Annotated in this window: 14 protein-coding genes, 3 tRNA genes and 1 pseudogene; 11 read left to right on the top strand and 7 right to left on the bottom strand. The window is 57.8% G+C overall.

The features are described from left to right. Positions 1 to 12: 12 nt before the first annotated feature. A complete protein-coding gene (locus ACIQYF_RS10810) occupies positions 13 to 1,797 on the top strand; it encodes an IlvD/Edd family dehydratase (RefSeq protein WP_402860713.1) in 1,785 nt (594 codons plus the stop codon). Positions 1,798 to 1,869: 72 nt separating this feature from the next. Continuing rightward, on the top strand, positions 1,870 to 3,051 hold the full coding sequence (locus ACIQYF_RS10805; protein WP_402860710.1) for a fumarylacetoacetate hydrolase family protein: 1,182 nt from the start codon (positions 1,870 to 1,872) through the stop codon (positions 3,049 to 3,051). A gap of 99 nt (positions 3,052 to 3,150) precedes the next feature. Here the strand turns inward: ACIQYF_RS10805 and ACIQYF_RS10800 are convergent, their stop codons facing one another. Further along, positions 3,151 to 3,351 (bottom strand): colicin E3-like toxin immunity protein, encoded by a 201-nt coding sequence (locus ACIQYF_RS10800; RefSeq protein ID WP_402860707.1) that lies wholly within the window; start codon positions 3,349 to 3,351, stop codon positions 3,151 to 3,153. Between the two features lie 121 nt (positions 3,352 to 3,472). Next, a complete protein-coding gene (locus ACIQYF_RS10795) occupies positions 3,473 to 3,742 on the bottom strand; it encodes a hypothetical protein (RefSeq protein WP_402860703.1) in 270 nt (89 codons plus the stop codon). A 114-nt stretch (positions 3,743 to 3,856) separates the two neighbouring features. Between ACIQYF_RS10795 and ACIQYF_RS10790 the strand changes: the two genes are divergently transcribed. The 5 genes from ACIQYF_RS10790 to ACIQYF_RS10770 all read left to right on the top strand — a co-directional run bounded on the left by ACIQYF_RS10790 (position 3,857) and on the right by ACIQYF_RS10770 (position 10,143). Then, positions 3,857 to 4,663, top strand: coding sequence for a shikimate dehydrogenase family protein (locus ACIQYF_RS10790; protein WP_402860700.1), 807 nt, complete (start codon positions 3,857 to 3,859; stop codon positions 4,661 to 4,663). Positions 4,664 to 4,888: 225 nt separating this feature from the next. Continuing rightward, entirely contained in the window at positions 4,889 to 5,698 is an 810-nt protein-coding gene (locus ACIQYF_RS10785) for an IclR family transcriptional regulator (protein ID WP_402860697.1), read from the top strand. A 258-nt stretch (positions 5,699 to 5,956) separates the two neighbouring features. After that, a complete protein-coding gene (locus ACIQYF_RS10780) occupies positions 5,957 to 7,300 on the top strand; it encodes an MFS transporter (RefSeq protein WP_402860694.1) in 1,344 nt (447 codons plus the stop codon). Between the two features lie 37 nt (positions 7,301 to 7,337). Further along, entirely contained in the window at positions 7,338 to 8,147 is an 810-nt protein-coding gene (locus tag ACIQYF_RS10775) for a sugar phosphate isomerase/epimerase family protein (protein ID WP_402860691.1), read from the top strand. A gap of 244 nt (positions 8,148 to 8,391) precedes the next feature. Next, on the top strand, positions 8,392 to 10,143 hold the full coding sequence (locus ACIQYF_RS10770; protein ID WP_402860688.1) for an FAD-dependent oxidoreductase: 1,752 nt from the start codon (positions 8,392 to 8,394) through the stop codon (positions 10,141 to 10,143). 190 nt (positions 10,144 to 10,333) lie between these two features. Here the strand turns inward: ACIQYF_RS10770 and ACIQYF_RS10765 are convergent. Then, positions 10,334 to 10,410 (bottom strand) — tRNA-Arg (locus tag ACIQYF_RS10765). Between the two features lie 218 nt (positions 10,411 to 10,628). Here ACIQYF_RS10765 and ACIQYF_RS10760 point away from each other — a divergent pair. The 3 genes and pseudogenes from ACIQYF_RS10760 to ACIQYF_RS10750 form a co-directional block, all read left to right on the top strand. Next, a pseudogene (locus ACIQYF_RS10760) lies at positions 10,629 to 10,766 on the top strand (Asp/Glu/hydantoin racemase); the annotation flags it as partial. A gap of 272 nt (positions 10,767 to 11,038) precedes the next feature. Next, complete coding sequence (locus ACIQYF_RS10755) at positions 11,039 to 11,272, top strand: hypothetical protein (protein ID WP_402860685.1); 234 nt, start codon at positions 11,039 to 11,041, stop codon at positions 11,270 to 11,272. Positions 11,273 to 11,288: 16 nt separating this feature from the next. Then, positions 11,289 to 11,465, top strand: a complete 177-nt coding sequence (locus tag ACIQYF_RS10750) for a PA3371 family protein (protein WP_402860682.1) — start codon at positions 11,289 to 11,291, stop codon at positions 11,463 to 11,465. Here ACIQYF_RS10750 and phnN read toward each other — a convergent pair. Further along, complete coding sequence (gene phnN, locus ACIQYF_RS10745) at positions 11,457 to 12,041, bottom strand: phosphonate metabolism protein/1,5-bisphosphokinase (PRPP-forming) PhnN (RefSeq protein ID WP_402860679.1); 585 nt, start codon at positions 12,039 to 12,041, stop codon at positions 11,457 to 11,459. The genes ACIQYF_RS10750 and phnN overlap by 9 nt on opposite strands. Positions 12,042 to 12,403: 362 nt before the next feature. On the opposite strand from phnN, the gene ACIQYF_RS10740 reads away from it, so the two are divergent. After that, the gene (locus tag ACIQYF_RS10740; RefSeq protein ID WP_402860676.1) at positions 12,404 to 12,730 is read left to right on the top strand and encodes an Arc family DNA-binding protein; all 327 of its coding nucleotides are present in this window, start codon (positions 12,404 to 12,406) and stop codon (positions 12,728 to 12,730) included. 123 nt (positions 12,731 to 12,853) lie between these two features. Here the strand turns inward: ACIQYF_RS10740 and mgtE are convergent, their stop codons facing one another. The 3 genes from mgtE to ACIQYF_RS10725 form a co-directional block, all read right to left on the bottom strand. Next, entirely contained in the window at positions 12,854 to 14,296 is a 1,443-nt protein-coding gene (gene mgtE / locus ACIQYF_RS10735) for a magnesium transporter (protein WP_402860673.1), read from the bottom strand. Between the two features lie 534 nt (positions 14,297 to 14,830). Then, positions 14,831 to 14,907: transfer RNA gene (locus ACIQYF_RS10730), tRNA-Arg, on the bottom strand. A gap of 70 nt (positions 14,908 to 14,977) precedes the next feature. Further along, positions 14,978 to 15,054 (bottom strand) — tRNA-Arg (locus ACIQYF_RS10725). Positions 15,055 to 15,073 lie beyond the last annotated feature (19 nt).

Genomic DNA, 15,073 nt, shown 5'->3' with positions numbered 1-15,073 from the left:
CTGGAGCCTGCCATGACCGATTCAACCCCACGCCGCCTGCGCAGCCAGTTATGGTTCGACGATCCCAGCCATGCGGACCTCACGGCGCTGTATGTAGAGCGCTATATGAACCAGGGTCTGACCCGTGCCGAGCTGCAATCGGGGCGACCCATTATCGGGATCGCCCAAACCGGCAGCGACCTGACACCGTGCAACCGCCATCACATTGAACTGGCCAAGCGGGTCAAGGATGGCATTCGCGACGCAGGCGGGATCCCAATGGAATTCCCGGTGCACCCGATTGCCGAGCAATCGCGCCGCCCGACCGCCGCGCTGGACCGCAACCTCGCTTATTTAGGCTTGGTGGAAGTGCTGCACGGCTACCCGCTGGATGGCGTGGTGCTGACCACCGGTTGCGACAAAACCACCCCCGCGTGCCTGATGGCCGCCGCCACGACCGACTTGCCCTCTATCGTGCTGTCTGGCGGGCCGATGCTCGACGGCTGGCACAAAGGCCAGCGCATCGGCTCCGGCACCGTGCTATGGCATGCGCGCAACCTGCTCAGCGCGGGCGAAATTGATTACGAGGGTTTCATGACCCTGACCACCGCATCATCGCCGTCGGTGGGCCACTGCAATACCATGGGCACCGCGCTGTCGATGAACGCGCTGGCCGAGGCGTTGGGCATGTCGCTGCCTGGCTGCGCGAGTATCCCGGCACCCTACCGCGAACGCGGTCAAATGGCCTACGCCACCGGCATGCGCATCGTTGATCTGGTGCGCGAAGACGTACGTCCATCGCAGATCATGACCCACGCCGCCTTTGAAAATGCCATCGCCGTGGCCTCGGCGCTCGGCGCGTCCACCAACTGTCCGCCACACCTGATTGCCATCGCCCGTCACAGCGGCATCGACCTGTCGCTGGAAGACTGGCAGCGCGTGGGTGAGGACGTGCCGCTGCTGGTGAACTGCATGCCCGCCGGTGAATACCTGGGCGAAAGCTTCCACCGCGCAGGCGGCGTCCCGGCGGTGATGCACGAACTGGATAAAGTCGGCCTCCTGCACCGCGATTGCCTGACCGTCAGTGGTCGCAAAATGGGCGAAGTCGTGGCCGATTGTGTCACCGGCGACCGTGACGTGATCCGCTCCTACGAAGACCCGCTGATGCACCGCGCGGGTTTTATCGTGCTCAGCGGCAACTTCTTCGACAGCGCAATCATGAAGATGTCGGTGGTGGGCGAAGCCTTCCGCAAAACCTACCTCAGCGATCCGGAGCAACCCAACAGCTTTGAAGCACGGGCCATTGTGTTCGAAGGCCCGGAAGACTATCAGGCGCGTATCAACGACCCGACGCTGGACATCGACGAGCGCTGCATTCTGGTGATTCGTGGCTGCGGCACCGTGGGCTTCCCCGGCAGTGGCGAGGTGGTGAACATGGCCCCGCCTTCCACGCTGATCAAGGCCGGCATCGACTCGCTGCCGTGCATGGGCGACGGCCGCCAAAGCGGCACCTCGGCCAGCCCGTCGATTCTCAACATGTCGCCGGAATCGGCGGTGGGCGGCGGCCTGTCATTGCTGCGCACCGGCGACCGCCTGCGCGTCGACCTGAATGCGCGCAGCGTCAACCTGCTGGTCGACGAAGCAGAACTCGACGAGCGCCGCAAAGAACCGTTGCCGCCATTGGCCCCGTCACAAACTCCGTGGCAGGAGTTGTACCGCCAATTGGTTGGCCAGTTGTCCACGGGCGGCTGCCTGGAACCGGCAACCTTGTACTGGCGTGTGATCCCGGAAAACGGCCCGCCCCGCCACTCTCACTAATCATCACAACCTCCTGTAGGAGCGAGCTCGCTCCTACAGGAGTCGTTCGCCCAAAATTCGAGGATTGCTCCTATGAAAACGCTGCAATTGAACATTGAAAACTCCCTGCCAGAAGACTGGCAACGCGCCACATTGGTCGGTCGCGCGTGGCTGCCCGGCGAGCGCGGTGGCCCGGCGGTGGTGGTGATTCGTGACGGTGAAGTGCTCGACTGCACCGCCCATTTCCCGACCCTGAGTCTGCTGCTGGACCACGATCAGCCGTTACAGGCCGTGCGTGAAATCGGCGGTACTTCACTGGGTTCAATCCAGAACCTGCTGGCCAACAGCGGCGAACAGCGCGACCCGGCCAAACCTTACCTGCTGGCCCCTGCCGACCTGCAAGTGATCAAAGCCGCTGGCGTGACGTTTGCGTCGAGCATGATCGAACGCGTCATCGAAGAAAAAGCCGGCGGCGATGCCCTGCGTGCCGAAGAAATCCGCGGCCTGGTGCACGCGGCCATCGGCGACAACCTGCGCGACCTCAAGCCCGGCTCGCCAGAAGCGATGCGCCTCAAACAGGTGCTGATCGAGCAAAAAATGTGGTCGCAATACTTGGAAGTCGGCATCGGCCCAGACGCTGAAATCTTCACCAAGGCACCGATTCTGGCCGCCGTGGGCAGCGGCAACGCAATTGGCATCCATCCGGGTTCCAGCTGGAACAACCCTGAGCCAGAAGTGGTGCTGGCTGTTGACAGCCGTGGCCGCATTCACGGCGCGACGCTGGGCAACGACGTCAACCTGCGCGACTTCGAAGGCCGCAGCGCGCTGCTGCTGAGCAAGGCCAAAGACAACAATGCCTCCTGTGCGCTGGGGCCGTTTATCCGCCTGTTCGACGAACACTTCAGCCTCGACGACGTGCGTAACTGCGAAGTGACCCTGCGCGTTGAAGGGCAAGACGGCTATGTACTCAACGGCAAAAGCTCAATGAACCAGATCAGCCGCGATCCGGCCGACCTTGCCGAACAGACGCTCAACGACAATCACCAATACCCGGACGGTTTTGTACTGTTCCTCGGCACCCTCTTTGCACCGACCGACGACCGCGACCATCCGGGCCAGGGGTTTACCCACAAGGCCGGGGATGTGGTGAGCATCTCGTCCACCCCCCTGGGCGCCCTGCACAACCGTGTCACGGGCAGCGATCAGGCACCGCGCTGGACGTTTGGCGTGAGTGCATTGATCAAGAACCTCGCGGGGCGTGGGTTGTTGGGGTAGGTCACTGCCGATGGGGGTGATACGGGCTTGAGTATGCAGGCGCTGGGGGCAGCGCCTGTCGGCCGAGCAGAAATCTGATCGTCGGCATTCCATCAGGCATTATTTTTTATTGTTAAAAGACACGTGATAGTCGAGTGCGTCCAAATTTATGCGATGCACACATAACGGCTGCACAGTTACGAGCCACTCGCTACCAACATCAAAACATCCGTTATTGACATCATGCGCTGTTGACAGGCTTGGCGCCTCGACGAGAGTGACAGCGTTACCAAACCCCTTAGACGTTTCGTCTTCAACCATAAATTCTGTTTGTCACACCACGAAAGCTCAACTGTTAACCCCATCACTCACGTCACAGATATTTTTTGTATTTCTATTTTTTGTTTGTCTTTGCCTTTCTCGAATCCCATCACTCAAAAAATCATGGCTCTATCCTCCGGCCCTTATCAGCAGGTTTAGTGTGTTCGCTCGTCTGTGGTGCGCCTTTTAACGGTGGAATGCCGAGCGTGTCTGTGGGATTTATCGCAGGCGTCCAGATCAACTCGACGCCGCCCCCAACATCCGCCACGTGTTGCGAGCCACGCTGGCTGAACGGGATGACGTCGATCATTTTCCATTCGGTTTTTGAGCCGGTGCAGGTCACGAACCCAAGTAAAAGGGAATGCGTTGTTTTTATGGAATGAAATTCCATTTATGCCGTGGTAGATTTCTCCCGTCGACCTTGCCAATAGGTCAAGCGCTGACTGTGCGCGCAACACGTGATGCTCAACGTCAATGAAACGGAAACAGACCCTAGGAGAACGTGATGTCTGATGTGTTGATACCCAGCCCTACAGGCAATACCCGAATTTTTGCGGTAGTCGGTGATCCGATAAAACAGGTGAAGGCTCCACAGTTACTGAACAAGGTGTTCACCGAAGAAGGCGTGGATGCGGTGATGATTGCAGTGCATGCGCGCCCTGAACAGCTCGCTACAGTGATACGTGGCCTGCAAGCGATGGAAAATTTTTCAGGAATGCTGATCACCATTCCTTACAAGTTTGCCACGTGTGAATTCGCGGATACGCTAAGCCTCGCCGTTAAGGTCTCTGGCAGCACCAACGCGTTGCGGCGCAACGAACACGGCGTGTGGGAGGCTGATAACTTCGATGGCACAGGCTTTGTCTTGGGCCTGCAGCGCAAGGGGTACGAACTGCCGGGCAAGCGTGTCTTGATGGCCGGAGGCGGTGGTGCGGGCAGCTCGATAGCTGCAGCATTGCTGCAAGCAGGAATAGACCGGTTGTATCTGCAAGAACCGGATACGGTCAAAGCCCTGGAACTGATTGCCAGGCTGGATCAACATTGGCCGGGGCGATGCGAGGTTGCTCAGCCAGCGCATCTGAGGTCAGTCGACCTCGCCGTCAACGCCACGCCGCTAGGGCTCTCGGATGAAGATCCACTGCCTATTGATCTCGACAACCTGTCTGCCGGAACACGGGTGGCAGATATCATCATGCAACCCGTCGAGACGCGCTTGCTACGTGAGGCACAAGCTGCCGGCCACCCTGTGCATCCAGGAAGCTACATGCTCAATGAGCAATTAGGTTGCTACAAGACATTTTTCGGGATCTGAGTCCCCATCGCCGGGTCACCACATTAGCGTGCTCATCCTCTTTTGCGCGGCCCGCTGAGCCGACTGCAGGGTTGGCTGGTTTTCTCTTTGGTAATGAGTCCTGAGCGCCTGCAACCCATGGCTGTAAACTCAGGCACCCCCTTCGTTTACAGCCTCATAACGATTGGAATAGTATTCCAATGTATTTTCGTCGGGAGCTCATCTCTCACACGCCAAGGAATAACTATGAGTAATGCGCTGGAACGCGGCCTGCACGCTATTGAGCTGTTGGCCGGAAAAAGCACCGGGCTGGCCCTTCAGCAAGTCGCTGAAGCCTTGGATATTCCGCCGAGCGCTACTCACCGCATGCTTAATTGCCTGGTCGAACAGGGTTTTGTGCGCCAAGACCATCAGCACGGCAATTATGTGCTCGCCCTCAAGGTCGTCTCGCTTGCACTGAAGCATTTGTCACAGAGCGATATGGTCGACCTCTCCAAACCGATACTTGATCGCCTCGCTCGCCTGTCCGGCGAACTTGTGCGCTTGAGCATCGTAGATGGCGATAATTTGGTATGGATTTCCAAAGCACAAGGCACGCGCTCCGGGTTGCGCTACGACCCTGATGCAGGGGCCGAAGCCAAACTCTGCTGCACAGCGTCGGGACTTGCCTGGCTAAGTTGCCTGAGTAACGAACGCGCACTCGAACTGGTGTACCGCCAAGGCCTGGCCAAACCCGGTGAATACGGACCCAACGCGGCGACTACCATCGAACAGTTGCTTAACCATCTACAGCTCGCACGTGATCAACGTTATGCCTGCGTCGATGAAAGTTTTGAAATAGGCGCGGCGGCGATGGCGGCTGCCATCCGCGATTCGCAGCAGCACGTTATCGGTGTTATCAGTATTGCCGGTCCAAGCGTTCGCCTAACCCCTGAGCGCATGCAGACCTTAAAAGAGGCGTTACTGGAGGCCGCTGAAGAAATTACCGCAATCAGTCTGGACAGTCTTCCCAAGCTGTCGATGATGACCTCCCGAATCAGCGAACAGAACGACTGATCGGACCCTCCTGCTGTAGGCGGCCTGTCGTGCGACCTGGCCGCATCCTCAAATGAAACCTTAATGCCGAGCGCTTTGGCACTGCGCAGAATTGCGGCTGGACAAAAAACGACATGGAATAACTTTTGTTTGTGGAATGGTATTCCAATAATGATAGTATCAGCCCCACACCCCTCGAATTGCTTTTGGCACCCTCAGAAAAAATGCCATGCAAAGAAAGGCGCTTTGATAAAAAAATAAAAAAAGCAGGAGTCATCTATGTCGAACTCTTCAACCCTCGATGTCAGCACCTTCATGGACTCTAGAAAGATGAGCGCCAGGCAATGGGTGGTGCTGTTCTTGGGCTTTTTGGTGCTGGTCTTTGATGGCTTCGACACAACGTCGATCGGTTTCATCGCACCCGCGCTGGTTGATGACTGGGGTTTGCTGCGACAGGACCTTGGACCGGTGATGATGAGCGGCCTGCTCGGGCTTGCTTTCGGTTCATTGACTGCGGGTCCGCTGGCTGATCGTTTTGGCCGCAGACCAGTGATCATCGGCTCGGTGCTGCTCTTCGGTTTCTGGAGCCTGGCTTCAGCCTGGTCCACCGGGATTGTCAGCCTCACCGTGCTGCGGTTTCTGACCGGGGTCGGCCTGGGGGCATCCATGCCGAATACCGCGACCCTGATCTCCGAATTTGCGCCCAAGCGTTATCGCTCTCATATGGTCTCGTTCATCTACTGCGGCTTCGCATTTGGCGCAGCCTTGGGTGGCCTGGGGAGTGAATGGCTGATTGAGCATTTTGGCTGGCGATCGGTGTTGGTGGTCGGCGGCGTTCTCCCCATCGCGTTTGCCCTGCTGCTGCTGCTCAGTCTTCCGGAATCCATCCGCTTTCTGGCACAGAACAGCGCTTTGAAAGAACGCCTGATCAAGGAAATAAACAAAGTGGCCCCCGGCCTGGCCAACATCCATACCCGATTTCATAGCAGCGAAGCGTCGGTCAAGGAAACAGGCAAGGTCAGCGCACTGTTCGCATCCGGCTACAGCCTTGGCACCTGCATGATCTGGATCACCCTGTTCATGGGCCTGCTGACCATGTACCTATTATCAAGCTGGTTACCTTTACTGAGCCGCGATGCCGGGCTGAGCATGGGCGAGGCAGCACTACTGGGTTCATTGCTGCAGATCGGCGGAATGTTGGGCAACTTCACCGTCGGTATGAAGATGGACCGCTGGGACCACCACACGGTAGTCGGCCTGACGGTGTTTGGCGGTGGCGCGTGCGCGGTGCTGATCGCCCTGCAGCAGCCGACGATGCAAGTCCTCTGCCCGTTGATTCTGCTATTGGGCTACTTCCTCAATGGCGTCAACGTCGGTGGCTACGCGCTGGCCGCTGCATTCTACCCAACCCAAATCCGCGCCACCGGGGTGTGCTGGGCGACCGGTATCGGGCGCTTGGGCGCTATCAGCGGCGCCGGCCTCGGCGCGCTCATGCTCGCGGCCCAGTGGAATTTCAGTCAGGTCTTTGTGTTCCTCGCGATCCCTTCCCTGATCGGCGCCACAGCGCTGTGGATCAAAGGCCGCAAGCGCAAAACGTCGGCGATTCTCACTGCAGCCAATTAAACCCTGTGCGCTTTCAAGCCCTTTATGGAGACATGCCATGCACGCCAGCTATTCCATTGCCCAACTGACCGCTCTCGATCTGACCCCCCCCGAAATGATCGAGCTGGCTGCCCGCACGGGTTATGACCAGGCAGGCGTGCGCCTGTTGCCGGTGGCTCCAGGAGCGGTGGCCTACTCATTGATGGATGACAAACCCATGCTGCGTGAAACGATCGCGCGGATGAACGACACCGGCGTAAAGATATTCGATCTGGAGTTGATTCGACTCGATGCGCACTTCGATGTGAACCGTTACCTGTCTTTCTTCGAGGTCGGGGCCAAGCTCGGGGCCAAGGCTGTACTGGTAGCCGGCGACGATCCAGAGCAAAGCCGGCTGATTGAGCACTACGCTCAGCTATGCGATGCCATGCAGCCCTTCGGCCTTTCAGCAGACCTGGAATTCATGCCCTGGACAGCCGTCAACGATCTGGCCAGTGCACTGCATATTGTTGAACAAGCCGACCGCGCCAACGCAGGTATTCTGGTCGATGCCTTGCACTTTGATCGTTCCGACAGCCGCTTCGAGGATCTGCAACGAATCCCCGCGCAGTGGCTGCATTACGCACAAATATGCGATGGCCCGGCGCTTCGACCGGGCACCCGTGAAGGGCTGATCCACGCGGCTCGCTGCGAACGCCTGCTGCCTGGGGAAGGTGACATCGACCTGGCGAAGATCTGGCGCAACCTTGCGGCGCAGGTGGCAGTCAGTGTCGAAATTCCACATCACGCCAGGGTTGCGCAAGTGGGAGTGGAGACGTGGGCACGGCAGGCATTGGCCGCCGCCAAGGCAGTCATTGAACCGCTGTAAATCTTCATCGCATGTTTGAACCCACCACACGAGAAATTACTGAATGCAGGCCGACACTGCCCTGTACGCCAAGGTGGAGTGCGATGTTCTGGTCATGGGCTGCGGCGCAGCCGGCGGTATCAACTTGGGCCCTGGCGCCACCGTTTAAGAATAACCACGCGCCGAGACCACTGGCCTGAACCCTCGATAAACCCAGCATGCCATGTGCTGCCAACACCTTCGCCCTGAACATTGAGGAGAGATCATGAAGAACACCCTTAACCACACCCCATTGCACTGGGACCAGGAAGTCGATCTATTGGTGTTCGGCGCAGGCACCGCAGGCATGACGACCGCTTTGATGGCTAACCACCACGGACTGAACGTATTGCTGTGTGAAAAAACCGCGGTCGTGGGCGGCATCAGTGCGACCTCGGGCGGTACCACCTGGGTGCCCGGCACCACCCAGAGCCGGCGCGCCGGGGTGCCGGACACCGTGGAGGATGCCGCCACCTTCCTCAAGGCGGTGGTCGGTGAACGCGGTGGCGAAGCCTTGCGCGAAGCCTTTCTGGCCAGCGGCCCCCTGGCAATTGATGAATTGGAGCGTATCAGCGAAGTGAAATTCGTGGCCGCCGCCGCCCACCCCGACTACGTCAGCGGCCCAGGCGCAGCGTTCGGGGGGCGGGCTCTGGCACCGCTCGCGTTCGACGGCAGACTACTGGGCAAAGACTTCGCCCGTGTACGGCCACCCCGCCAGGAATTCATGGGGCTGGGCGGCATGATGGTGCCGCGCGCCGACCTGGATGCGCTGCTCGCGCCATTCACCTCGTTGAACAACCTGACCCGCACCCTGAGCGTAGTCGGCCGCTATTGCATCGACCGCCTGAGCTACCCGCGAGGCACAAACCTCGTCATGGGTAACGCCTTGGTCGCCCGGTTGTTCTATAGCCTGCGCCAACGCAACGTGGCCATTCGTTTTGAAACCCCCCTGCACGAATTGATCCTTGAAAACGGTCAGGTACAGGGCGCCGTGGTGCTGCACAATGGTCAGCTCCAGCGTATCCGCGCCCGCCGGGGCGTCGTGTTGGCCACCGGTGGAGTGACCCGCCACCCGACCTTGCGCAAGCAACTATTTCCAGCGCCAGCCCAGCCCCTTTCACTGGCGCCCACGACCCATACCGGCGACGGCATCGACCGCGCGCTCAAGATCAACGCCCAACTCGACAACGGCCACGACAGCCCTGGTCTATGGATGCCCTGTTCGATCCGCACAGCCAAAGATGGCTACCAGGCCGTCTGGCCACACATCCTGCTAGACCGCGCCAAACCCGGGCTCATCGCGGTGAATGGCCGGGGCCTGCGCTTCGTCAACGAGTCAGACTCCTACCACGACTTCGTGATGGGCATGCTTGCCGATGGCAGCCCCACTTCCCACCTGATCTGCGACGAAGACTTCGTGCGCCGCTACGGCCTGGGTCTGGTGATGCCGCAACGCAGCGCCATCCATATCGCCCGCTTCGTGAAGTCTGGCTACCTGATTAAAGGCCGCACCCTCGCCGAACTTGCCGGCAAGCTCAAGGTTGATGCCGAGGGCCTTACGAACACGGTCAGCACCTACAACGTCGCCGCTGCACGAGGAGAAGACCCCGTGTTTAGGCGTGGCAACAGCCCCATGAACCGCCACAACGGCGATCCACAGCAAAAACCCAACCCGTGCGTGCGCCCACTGGGTAAAGGCCCCTACTACGCAGTGACGGTGCAACCGGCCGACCTTGCCTGCAGCGCCGGCTTGAACGGCAACGCCGACGGCCAGGTGCTGGACACCCGGGGCCAGGTGATAGAAGGACTGTATGCCTGCGGGAATGACCTGGCCTCGATTTTCCGCGGCACTTACCCTGGCCCGGGCACAACCCTGGGCCCGGCAATTGTGTTTGCCTGGCGAGTGGCCCGGCATGCGGCAGGGCTCGACCATTCCAAGGTAAACGTGACAGCTCTGCAGGGAGCGTGTACCGCGTGAAATAGAGGCAGGAGCCAAGCACACAGATGCTAGCTGCAGGCGCAGTTCTGGCCGTTGGCTAGGGAGATGATCTGAGCGTGAAGGATGTCAAAACACACATCCAAACCACTTTCGTGTTCGGATTCAACCCACAGTCATGGAGGCAGAAGATAAGCGACCACAAGATCGGTGGGCGCTCAGCCGTGAAAAATGGTGTCCCAGGCGGGGTTCGAACCTGCAACCTTCCCCTTAGGAGGGGGATGCTCTATCCAATTGAGCTACTGAGACAAATTGTGTACGCCACACGCTGGCGGTGTGACGCAGATGACGGCGTGCATGGTAACGGGCACGCCTTTGTTTGTCATGTCGTCCGTGGGCTTTTTACGTGTCAGGGCAAGCGCTACAGGTTAGCGCTTAACGCTTTGATCCAGCGTGAACGGGTTCTCTGTGGGAGCCTGGCTTGCCAGTGATTCAGGCGATGCTGTGTGCGTCAGGCCGAACTGGCGGTGATTGATGGCGTCAGCGCAGCAGTGACCATCGCTGAGTCGCTGGTGCGGCTGGGGTTATCGACGTCCAAGGTGCGTACGTATGCCACGCCACGGCCCAAGGCGATAAGCGGCTGGGCGGCGAAATTTGTACGATAAGCGCTTCTTTTGCCCCAGGCTGCGACCTCTTAAGCATGAAAAGATCGCAGCCTGCGCCAGCCTCTGCAGGGTTATTCACGGCCCTCCCCGCCTGGATTTTTCAGCATCGTGCATTTTGCACTTCCCCAAATAGCCAGCATTGCAATTTGCAATAAAAACCCGTCACCAAAACACTACAACCTATTGTTTATAAAGGTTTTTTCTCTTTATAAGAACTGGCACGATGCATGCTCTATTTAGGGTATCTAACACACTCAACAGGGACGACTGCGATGAACAGCACACTTTTACTGTTGAATGCTCTCGCCCTGGCTGTTTTGGCGGGTTTTCACTTTCAATCCGAACCTGTGGCCGCCCAGCAGAGCGTTGAGGTGGCGAGCACGTACGCCAAACCCCATAAGCCACTGCCACAGTTGGCAGTCATGACGCGCGCCAGCAGCGTAGCTGCGGCCAAGCGCAATGCCACTCCCAGCGATAGCTCTCAGAACGATCACTGGGCCTTTTAAAGAGAGTCTGAATTCCATGCCCAAAATAGCTGTTGGTTTGCTGATAATGGCGCTATTGAGCCTGGCCCTTGGTGTCTTCACCCAAGGCCAATTGGGTCATGCACCGTTGGTTGCAGCTGCGGTGTTATTCATCGTCGGCCTGATTGCCTGGGTGCTCGGCCGCCGGATCAAGTTTGACCCGCAGTTACGCTGAGGCCGCACCATCGGTGCCGATACCTGCATCGATAAGCGCCAACAAACCTTGAACCCCTACCGCCAATGCCGCCGAGTTATCGAGCACGTGCACGCCTTCTGCGCGTAGCGCGTCGACCGAATCAAGAAACAGTTCATTGCGCGCAAGCCTGGCGTTGATCTCATCCGGGGCCTCTCGCCCACGCGCCTGCAAGCGTTGCTGCAATACCGGGGTATCAACCCGCAGCATGATCGCCAGCAAATCAGGGTAACGCTCACGCGCCTGCTTCAGGTGCCCTCTTGAGCCGTTGACCAGCACGTTGCGCCCGGCATTGAGCCAATCATCCAACTGCACGCAAATGCCGTATTCCAGGCCGTTAGCTTGCCAGTCCAGGGCAAAGGCACCTTGGGCCTTGAGCAACTCAAAGGCCTCGTGGGACACGCCAATAGCGTCTTCGCCCACCGCTTCGGCAGAGCGGGTGATGACTCGGCGTATGACCTCACACCTGCGGCCCGCCAGATAAGGGCGCACCGCTTCGATCAGGCTGTCTTTGCCTGAGCCTGAAGGCCCCATCAAATAGATCAACTTGCCTGGCACTCTGTGGATCTCCCGGAATGCAAAAAAAGAACTCACCGCAAGGGCTGGCATCAAAAACGGGTCTGCTAATAAGCATTAAAGGCACTCAATAGTGGCCTTTACACATAACCGTTCCTTCTCGAAGAGTAGATAGCCTGTAAACTACGCAGGCAAATGAAGATTTTTGACAATCGATACTGGCGTATAGCCTTTATCAGGTTCAATATTTGTCACAGAATTGACGCCAGGGAAGTGGCAGATTTGAGGCATGATGCGCGCCTCTTCGCAATTCAGGTTGAACATTTGGTCATAAGGCTGGTCTTAAACCACATCTTGCGGCCAATTTCCAAGAACCGCTCCCCTGAACTAACCGGTTGACTATAATGCGCCCATTGAAACAGGCAATTTACTCAAGCCGTACGGCTGACAAGTTCGTCGTACGCCTGCCAGACGGAATGCGTGAACGCATTGCCGAAGTGGCTCGCAATCACCACCGCAGCATGAACTCAGAAATCATTGCTCGACTGGAGCAAAGCCTTATACAAGAAGGCGCACTGGGTGAGGAACTCACCATGCGCATGGACAGCCCCGAGCTGTCTCTGAACGAACGCGAGTTACTGCAACGCTTCCGCCAACTCTCACACCGCCAACAAAACGCCCTAGTTTCTCTGATTGCTCACGATGTTGAAGTAAAATCCGACGCCTCTTGAGTTAACTCAGGCAATGAAAAAGCCAGCACTGCGCTGGCTTTTTTTATGGGCGCTTTTCAGGCGCCCGGTGCGCTGATGCAAAAACGGCCTGATCAGACAGATGTCCGGTCAGGCCGCTTGCGGTCAAAGCAGGAAGATCGTTGCCAGACCAAGGAAGATGAAGAACCCACCACTATCGGTCATGGCGGTGATCATCACACTCGCCCCCATGGCCGGGTCGCGCCCCATGCGGGCCAGGGTCATGGGGATCAAAACCCCCATCAGCGCGGCCAGCAGCAAGTTAAGCGTCATGGCGGCGGTCATCACCACCCCCAGCGACCAACTGCCATACAGCAGGTAAGCGACGATACCGATGACCCCACCCCACACCAAACCGTTGATCAAGGCAACGGCCAGCTCTTTGCGCATAAGGCGCGAAGTACTTCCGGTGTTGACTTGGTCCAGCGCCATGGCGCGCACAATCATGGTGATGGTCTGATTGCCGGAGTTGCCGCCAATCCCGGCCACAATGGGCATCAGTGCCGCCAGGGCTACCAGTTTTTCAATCGAACCTTCAAACAGGCCGATAACCCGCGAAGCAATGAACGCCGTGACCAGGTTGACTGCCAGCCAGGCCCAACGGTTACGCAGGGATTTCCAGACCGAGGCAAAGATGTCTTCCTCTTCGCGCAGACCGGCCATGTTGAGGACTTCGCTTTCGCTTTCCTCACGAATCAGGTCGACCATTTCGTCGATGGTCAAACGACCGATCAACTTGCCATTCTTGTCAACCACCGGCGCCGAGATCAAGTCATAACGCTCAAATGCCTGAGCCGCATCGTAGGCGTCTTCGTCCGGGTGGAAACTCACCGGATCGCTGGCCATAACATCAGCAACTTGTTTTTCAGGATCGTTGACCAGCAAACGCTTGATCGGCAGCACGCCCTTGAGCACGCCGTCATAATCGACCACAAACAGTTTGTCAGTATGCCCGGGCAATTCTTTGAGACGACGCAGGTAACGCAAGACCACTTCGAGGCTGACATCCTCGCGGATCGTCACCATCTCAAAGTCCATCAGTGCGCCGACCTGATCCTCGTTATAGGACAACGCGGAGCGAACGCGCTCACGCTGCTGGCCATCAAGGGTCTCCATCAGTTCGTGGATGACGTCTCGCGGCAGCTCAGGGGCCAGGTCAGCAAGTTCGTCGGCATCCATCTCCTTGGCTGCAGCCAGGAGTTCGTGATCGTCCATGTCGGCGATCAGGGTTTCACGCACGGAGTCAGACACTTCCAGCAGGATGTCGCCATCACGATCAGCTTTGACCAACTGCCAAACCGTCAAGCGGTCGTCCAGCGGCAATGCTTCCAGGATGTAGGCAACGTCTGCAGAGTGCAGGTCTTCGAGCTTGCGCTGCAGATCAACAAGATTTTGGCGGTGAACCAGGCTCTCGACCCGGTCCTGGTGATGGCCTTCCTGACGATGAGTCAGGTCTTCGACCACACGCTGGCGATTAAGCAGCTCAATAACTTGAGCGAGGCGGCTTTGCAGGCTGTCTTGCGTTTTCTTTACTTCAACTTCGGTCATAGGCGAACTCCACTCCCAGCAGCAGGGCACGCCGGAAGGATCAATCAGTCAATTCATGATTGGAAAAGCGGGATGCTGAGCTACTACTGGGTAAGTCCATGGAGGGTTTCCACAAGCCCCGGCGGGGCTGACGGGCGCATCATACACGGCTTAAAAATTAATGACGCTATAAATCTTGGGGCATTACAAACGCTTACGAGCCTGCGCCAACGTTTGCGAGTGACGATGAATCTGCGACGCTTGATGACCTTAAGAGAGCACACCTTTATGGAGAATCACTGCGCTCTCACTTTCTCCTGAGGGAGCTGCCAAATTGGGTTTTTACGCAAGATCAAAAGATCACAGCCTTCGACAGCTCCAACACTAGACCTCACCCCACCCAGTAAATTCCTGAGCGCAGTGGCTGGGTAGAACTCAAGATAAACAGGTGATAAGTCCGGCACATGACAAAACGTTGCTGTTCGCCTGCGCAACTCAAGCGACTCAAATCGCAGACAGCAAAAAGCCCGCATAAAATGCGGGCTTTTTGGTGTTTGGTGCACTCGACAGGATTCGAACCTGTGACCGCTCGGTTCGTAGCCGAGTACTCTATCCAGCTGAGCTACGAGTGCAAGTTGTGTTTGTTAGACCAGACCACCCTGGTTGAAGCAAAGTTAACTACCGAAGCAACTAACCCTTAAATGGTGCACTCGACAGGATTCGAACCTGTGACCGCTCGGTTCGTAGCCGAGTACTCTATCCAGCTGAGCTACGAGTGCAAGTTGTGTTTGTTAGACC

Origin of the sequence: Pseudomonas sp. NPDC096917 (assembly GCF_044762555.1) — a bacterium.
Lineage (GTDB): Bacteria > Pseudomonadota > Gammaproteobacteria > Pseudomonadales > Pseudomonadaceae > Aquipseudomonas.
This window is presented reverse-complemented; position numbering and strand designations above follow the sequence as displayed.